Here is a 6392-nt window from a genome sequence, read left to right as displayed (position 1 = left end):
GGTGTGTATAAGAGACGGGTGGAGGTGCTCGCACCGCCGGAGCTTCGGGAGCGCATCGCCGCATCGGCACGGACCATGGCGACGCTCCACGACTGAAGGTGATCTCGCCCGTGCGTGCGGCAAGTGGCGCACTCAGCCACACCCGGACGAACCGTCAGCATTGGGAATCACTCGTCCAGTCCGGATCGTGCGAGACATCAAACGCTCCTCGGGCACGGCGAGACCGTGGCGTCGCAGTCATCGGGCGCGCCCGATGACTGCGGACTATCCGGGCCGTGGTCAGGCTCCCCGAACAGCGCCGCCGCACTCGCTGCGGTGGACTTGGCCCATGATCCAGTGCTGAGCAGGGCCAACAGCAGGACGCCCAGGCCGAGGCAGAGCACCATCCACCACACGCCCTGCGCTAGTTCGGTGTAGCTGGCCGGCCCAGCCGTCAGGGCTGGGCCGACGATCGTGCCGGCGATCGCGACGTCCAGAGTGGTGCCGGTTTGCCGGCCGGCGGATGCCAGCGATCCGGCCACCCCGGCCATCGACCGGGCATTCCAGCGACAGCCGTGTTGGTGATGGGTGGGTTGACCATGCCCAGGAAGATGCCGATCAGCAGGCAGACCGCGAGTACGAATGGCAGCGGCGTCTCGGGTGACAGCCACATCGATGCCCCTCCGCCCAAGGCAAGGGCCGCTCCAGCGATCACGAGCGGGATCCGCGAACCACGTGCCCCGACCAGCCGTCCGGTGAAGGGCGAGAGCACCACGACCAGGGCCCCGACCGGAACCAGGCACAGTCCCGCTGACAACGCCGACATACCACGCACGTCCTGGAAATACAGGGTGGTCACGAACAGGAAGGCGCTGAACCCGCACAGAGCGAAGACCGCCATGAGGATCGCCGCGCTGAACGGCACACTGCGGAACAGGCGCAACTCCAGCAGCGGGTCGGTCCGACGCGGTCCGTAGAAGACGATGCCCAGAGCACTCACGATGGCGACTTCGTTCAGGTGCGCCGGGCTTGGACAAGCCAGTGTGCTGCGCCGTACAGCACACCTCGGTCGGTGAGGTGGTCGGCGATGTTGCCCCTGAGGGTGTCGAGGGCGCGGGATTCGTCGTCGAGTTGTCCAAAGGCCGAGGCAAAATGGTTGGCGATGAAGTCGAATGCGTCATCGACGTCACGACCGTAGTACATGGGGATGGTCAGGCCTGTCATCTCGATGTCGACGAAGCCTGCTCCGCGCAGCAGCTGACGCACTCGGTCAGGGTCGCTCAGCGAGAATGGCGTTGGAGCCTCGGGTGGTGGCGGTGGCAGTTCACGACCGCCGGACGCGATGGTGCGGAACGTGCTGATGCTCTCGTTGCGGTCGAGCGCTTGCCAAGTCAGCTGCACGAATCGGCCGCCTGGCCGGATGGCGCGCGCGATGTTGGCGAACGCCGCCTGACGATCGCCGAAGAACATCGTGCCGTGCCGGCCGACGGCGATGTCGAAGCGCGACTCACCGAAGTCGTGGACTTGCGCATCTGCTTGGACGAACGTCGCGTTGTACAGCTGGTCCTTCACGGCCAGTGTGCGTGCGAGGTCCAGCAGCGTTGACGACAAGTCGACACCCAGCGCCGAACCTTCGTGGGCGATGCGGGCCGCGTCGCGAGTGACCTGGCCACTGCCGCATCCGATGTCCAGTACCAGCGAATCCTGCTGGATGTCGGCTGCATTCAACAGCTCACCGTGGTAGCCGGAAATGCCCTGATCGAAGCGTTGGGCACGCTCGGTCCAGAATGCTCCACTGCCGCCGTCCCAGGAGCGGAACTGATCGGTGTTGGACGAGTCGACTTTCGGAGTATCGCTCACGGTCTCTCTCCTCGAGTATCGGCGGCCTAGTTCATCTGGCCGCAGTTGCGATCGTGTCGATGATGTTGCTGCCGGCCTCAGAAGGCCCAGTCATACCCGCGCAGTTCGAGGACGCAGATCCCGGCGTACATCAGCAATCCGATTGCACCCCCGATGCGGATCCGCCCGAGCTCTCCGTCACTGGGCCAGTCGACATCTGCGTTGCGGGTCTTCCACTACCACCATGAGAACGGGCTCAATGCCGCGAACGCCGCGGGAGGCACGAAGAACACGCCGTAGATGATCGTGAAGGAATCCATGCCAGTTCCCCTTTCCCCGCCGGCGATGACAGGCGGAGCCGACCACTGCCGCAGGTGCTTCGTCGTGATCATCAGCGGAAGCCGGTGATGGTGGTGCTGTCGAATCTGTCGGCGAACTGTGCGGCGACAAGGCTGCCTGGTGCCGCCACCGGGGCGAGTTGCCACGGCTCCCAATGTGAGCGGTTCCAGTCGTCGAGTTCAGGGGTGGGCAGAACGGTGCCGGTGGCGCGGTCGAGCAGCAGGAGGTCGCCGTCGGCGTAGCCGTCACCTGCCGCGATCGCGGCGATGGCGTCCGGAAGGAAGGCGAAGGGCAAGCCACGAGTGTCTGCCAACTCGAGGGTTTCGTTCGTCCAGCGCACGGAGCCGTTGACATCAACGAGATGCCACGGCCCTTGCGATTCCAACCGGTTCAGAGTCCTCTGGTCTGCTCGTTGGTCGCCGACGAGCACGTCTGAGCCGTGCGGATCCGAGTAGCCGGCTCCCAAGCGGGGTGGGCCGCTGATCTCGATCCCGGTTCGCGCGTCGAGTGCACGCAGCTCGCCCTGCGGGGTTTGGACCCCGATGAACCCGTTTTCCGTTCCTGTGAGCACCTTGTCGCCGGGAGCTGTCAGCCGCCATAGTTCGCGGCCGTCCCGGGCATCGACCGCGACGGCGTCGCAACGCATCACGACCACATCGGAGGTCGTCACCGGGTACTCACCGTTCTGGCACGACCTGACAGTGCCCGGTCGCTGCCACAACAGCGCGTTCGTGCGCGGATCACGGGCCTCGACACTGGTTGGCTCGGCATTGTTCACACGGGCGACGATGAGCGCCTGTGCGGTCTCGGTCGTCGTGATGCGTTTTTCCATGCCGTATACGGGGTCAGTGGATTGCCAGAGCCGTTCGCCGGTGAAGGCGTCGAAGGCCACGAGAGAATGGTGGTACGCGGGTCGATCGTAGGGCTCGTCGTCCACCACGCCGGTGTACGTCGTGAAGCCGAATACCACCGTTCGGCCGGAATCGAAAACGTGCACACCGGTGACGGAATCGATGTCATCGCGTCGGTACTGCCAGCGTTCGCCGCCGGTTGTGCCGTCCAGCGCGACAATTCCGGATTCAAGCCAGACGACGACACCGGCGCCGGCAGCACGAATCTCGTACTCCTCCTCGCCTGGAAATGTTCGTTGCCATGCGGGTCGCAGGCGGGATGTCGGCAGGGCGGCGGGCGCAGCAGGTGCAGCGGTGGTCGCGTCAACATGCCGGGAGTCCCCGATGCGGACATCCACCAGCACTCCGGCGGCGATCACAACCACGAGCCCGGCGACCGGCAAAGTCATGCTGGACACCGGGTGCGGCCGAGCGCTGTGGGCACCGATCCCCACCAGCACGGTGCCCACGCCCGCACCGATCAAAGCGGGAAGCGCCAGCGCGACCTGATTGCCCGGCGCATAACCAGGCTCGGGATGACCGGAGACCAGCAGCACCACCAGCACGGCAGGGACACAGACCACGCCTCCAACAGCGGTGACGGCAAGAAGGCGCGACCACCGCCACAGTGCGACGGCCACGAGCACCGCCAGCAGCGGCACCAGCACCCACCCTGCCAGCAGCGCCGCGGACGGAGCAGCGAGATCGGCCGGAAGGCCGGAACCGGTGGTGCTCAGACGCCCGCCCGGATCGCGACCCAGCCACGCGAACAGCATGAGCCCAGCCGCGCCGATCAACAGCCCCACACCAACCAGCGCTAGCCATCCCCGCACCCGGCTCCCAGAAGTGCGTCGGGCCGAGGACTCGCAGGCCCTTGTCGTTGGTTTGGTCGTATCCGTCACGAACAAGCTCCCGCATCAGCCGGATTCATCGCCGGGTCTGACGCAGGAACACCACACTCTGGTTCCTCCTCATCGTGAAGCCGAAGAATCCCACCGCCTGCTCGACGGCGTCGCCAACTTCTTCAACGCTCGCCTCGAAGAATCGCTGGGATACGACACGACCTGCACCGTCCACATCAGACCTTCACGAGGTCGGGGGCCCACCCTCGTGTGCTCGACGGTCTGCTGTCGTGCTCGATGGATTCCGTCGCCCGCCGCTGCGGGCTCGCGCTCATCCGAATCCGATGAGCTCGGTCGTGCCGGGAGTGGGGCTCGCGTGGGGGGATCTCATAACGATCAGCGTTCCGGGGGCGGCTACGACGCTGAGCTGAATCTCATTCGCCGTGCTCCCCTCCACGTCGTACCACGGAGTGCTGTGCAGCTCGCGTAGTTCCGCGCCGGTGTTTCGATCGAGCAGCACCAGCCGCTCACGGGACTGCCCTCCGGATTCGTCGTTGCCCGGTGCGAATTCGTGGTCGACCAAGGCGACTGCATCCGGCAGGAATGTCAGAGCCTGCTGGCCTTCGGACACGGACACCATGTCGAACCGCGAGCCGTCGACCTTCCACCGCAAGCCCTCGCCGGGCTGGACTGCCACAGCTCCTGGCCGGTAAAGGCGTCGAATGCGCGGTGCTGGTCGACGTGCTCGTCCCCCGATTCGAGCCGGAGCGTCACGACGATGGTGCGGCCGTGGTCCAATGCGAGGACCTGGTAGACGACGTCGAGGTCGTCACGGCGGTAGTGCCATCTCTCGGCGCCGGTGGCTCCGTCCAGCGCGGTGATCCCGGAATCGGTCACGAGCACTGGTCCGGCCCCGGCCGACACCACGCCGTAGAGCCTGTCCCCGGTTCGCCAACGCCACTTCTCAGTCAGGTGCGAGGTGGGCAGCGGCGCGGCGACCCCGGGCTCGGCGGTGGTCGCGTCGACGTGCTTCACCTCGGACAGCAGAATCCCCACCGAGCTCGCGGCGATCGCCACCGCCAAGAGCCCGTCGGCGACGGACACCGCCGCTCGCCGCGTTCGGAGATCGATCCTCGGCGCTCGGACACCTTGCGTGGCCAGGAACGTTCCCACGGCGGCCGCAATGGCCGCGACCAGTGTCAGGAACGACTGGTCTCCTGGGCGCCCTGCCCGGTAGAGCCCGGAAACCGCCAGCAACACGAGCAGCACGACCAAGCAGCCGAGCCCGGCCAGGCCCACAGCGCCGACTCGACGCCCACCGCCCGCCGGCGTACTCGCACGGCCCGCCCGCCACTGGACATACGCCAGCAGCGCGGTCCACACCGGAATGAAAATCCAAGCCAGGACCACGATCAACGGTGGGGCGAAGCGGCCCCCGCCGGGCACCCCACCCGGATCGCACCCCCGGGCTGAGTTCCCGATCGACGCAGTCCCGGCCATGCTCAAGCCGGGCAGATACCGCACTGCCACCGCCGCGGTGCGGGCTTTGATCGCTATTGAATCGCTGTGCGGTACGTGCGGCGGCAAGCGTCCAGGTGACTGTGAACGTTCGGATCTTGCCTGCTCGCGCAGCGGCTGTTTCGCCGATCCGAGGTTTCGGCCAAGATCCGCAGGTGGGCGCGACCGCCAAGCCCGAGCCGCGAGGAATTCACGAGTGCGGCTGGAAGCTGCCCAGCGGTGTCCGGGTGGACGTGTCGTTCGATGTCGGATCCAGGGACCCCAGCGGGCTGCCCGCGGATGTCGGCGGGAAGCCCGCGTCGCTCATCCCGGACCCCCCGGATGCCTCCTGCCAGATCGAGTGGGAACACCGGCCGCAGCCGGACGAAAGCAGGTTCCCGACCGAGAAGGTCGTGGTGGTCGCGACCAATCTCAATCCGACCCAGATCGACCCCTGTGCGAGCGCGGTCGGCTTCGCGCAGCAGGTGAAGGCCAAGCTGCCACCCACCCGACGCCGCGGACGACCCGGCCGAGGTCGCGAACCTCCTGAACCAGGGCAACATGGACACGCTCGTCAAGAGCATGCAGCCCGACACGGCCCGGCAGGCCTTCACAGACGTGGCCGGTGCCGCGTACACCGGAGCCCTGCACACCGTGTTGTGGATCCTCTTCGCCATGTTCGCCATGTTCGCCATCGCCGTACCGGTCGTAGCACTGCTGCTGCGTGACCGGCGCAGGCCCGCCATGGAGAGCAGCGTCGGCGATCCATCGATGCCCCAACCGAACGCAGAGGCCCAGCAGGCTCCAGTGAGTGCCCTCTCATGACCCACGCCGAACGACGCCAATCCCGCATCCGTGCACAAGGTCCTCTGACCGGCCCCCCGACGCCCACAGCCCGGGCAAACCCCGCAGGGCCTTGCCCGGGCTTGGACTTTCAGCGCCAATGGACTCAACAGTCCACAAGGGATGATCTTCGGAGAGAACCGTCAGGACACGTTCATCGACG

At 66.6% G+C, this 6392-nt stretch carries 8 protein-coding genes; 2 read left to right on the top strand and 6 right to left on the bottom strand.

The genetic code is table 11. The features are described from left to right. Window positions 1-3: 3 nt before the first annotated feature. Window positions 4-96, top strand: coding sequence for a WCX domain-containing protein (locus E1288_RS50735; protein ID WP_456320517.1), 93 nt, complete (start codon window positions 4-6; stop codon window positions 94-96). A 337-nt stretch (window positions 97-433) separates the two neighbouring features. Here E1288_RS50735 and E1288_RS49265 read toward each other — a convergent pair whose 3' ends face one another. The 6 genes from E1288_RS49265 to E1288_RS35115 form a co-directional block, all read right to left on the bottom strand. After that, a complete protein-coding gene (locus tag E1288_RS49265) occupies window positions 434-1021 on the bottom strand; it encodes an MFS transporter (protein WP_328592525.1) in 588 nt (195 codons plus the stop codon). Further along, complete coding sequence (locus tag E1288_RS35130; RefSeq protein ID WP_132493005.1) at window positions 994-1839, bottom strand: class I SAM-dependent methyltransferase; 846 nt, start codon at window positions 1837-1839, stop codon at window positions 994-996. Before E1288_RS35130 ends, E1288_RS49265 begins: the two co-directional genes overlap by 28 nt. Before the next feature lie 215 nt (window positions 1840-2054). Beyond that, the gene (locus tag E1288_RS47405; protein ID WP_165968420.1) at window positions 2055-2210 is read right to left on the bottom strand and encodes a hypothetical protein; all 156 of its coding nucleotides are present in this window, start codon (window positions 2208-2210) and stop codon (window positions 2055-2057) included. Beyond that, entirely contained in the window at window positions 2210-3853 is a 1644-nt protein-coding gene (locus E1288_RS35125) for an outer membrane protein assembly factor BamB family protein (protein ID WP_132493004.1), read from the bottom strand. Before E1288_RS35125 ends, E1288_RS47405 begins: the two co-directional genes overlap by 1 nt. 367 nt (window positions 3854-4220) lie before the next feature. Then, window positions 4221-4520 (bottom strand): hypothetical protein, encoded by a 300-nt coding sequence (locus E1288_RS35120; RefSeq protein WP_132493003.1) that lies wholly within the window; start codon window positions 4518-4520, stop codon window positions 4221-4223. Next, complete coding sequence (locus E1288_RS35115) at window positions 4496-5272, bottom strand: PQQ-binding-like beta-propeller repeat protein (RefSeq protein ID WP_132493002.1); 777 nt, start codon at window positions 5270-5272, stop codon at window positions 4496-4498. Before E1288_RS35115 ends, E1288_RS35120 begins: the two co-directional genes overlap by 25 nt. Before the next feature lie 675 nt (window positions 5273-5947). On the opposite strand from E1288_RS35115, the gene E1288_RS35110 reads away from it, so the two are divergent. Beyond that, on the top strand, window positions 5948-6211 hold the full coding sequence (locus tag E1288_RS35110; protein WP_132493001.1) for a hypothetical protein: 264 nt from the start codon (window positions 5948-5950) through the stop codon (window positions 6209-6211). The last annotated feature ends 181 nt before the right edge of the window (window positions 6212-6392 follow it).

This window comes from Saccharopolyspora elongata, assembly GCF_004348985.1.
In the GTDB taxonomy this organism is placed as follows: Bacteria; Actinomycetota; Actinomycetes; order Mycobacteriales; family Pseudonocardiaceae; genus Saccharopolyspora; species Saccharopolyspora elongata.
The sequence above is the reverse complement of the archived record's forward strand: the minus strand, read 5'-3'. Positions and strand labels throughout refer to the sequence as shown.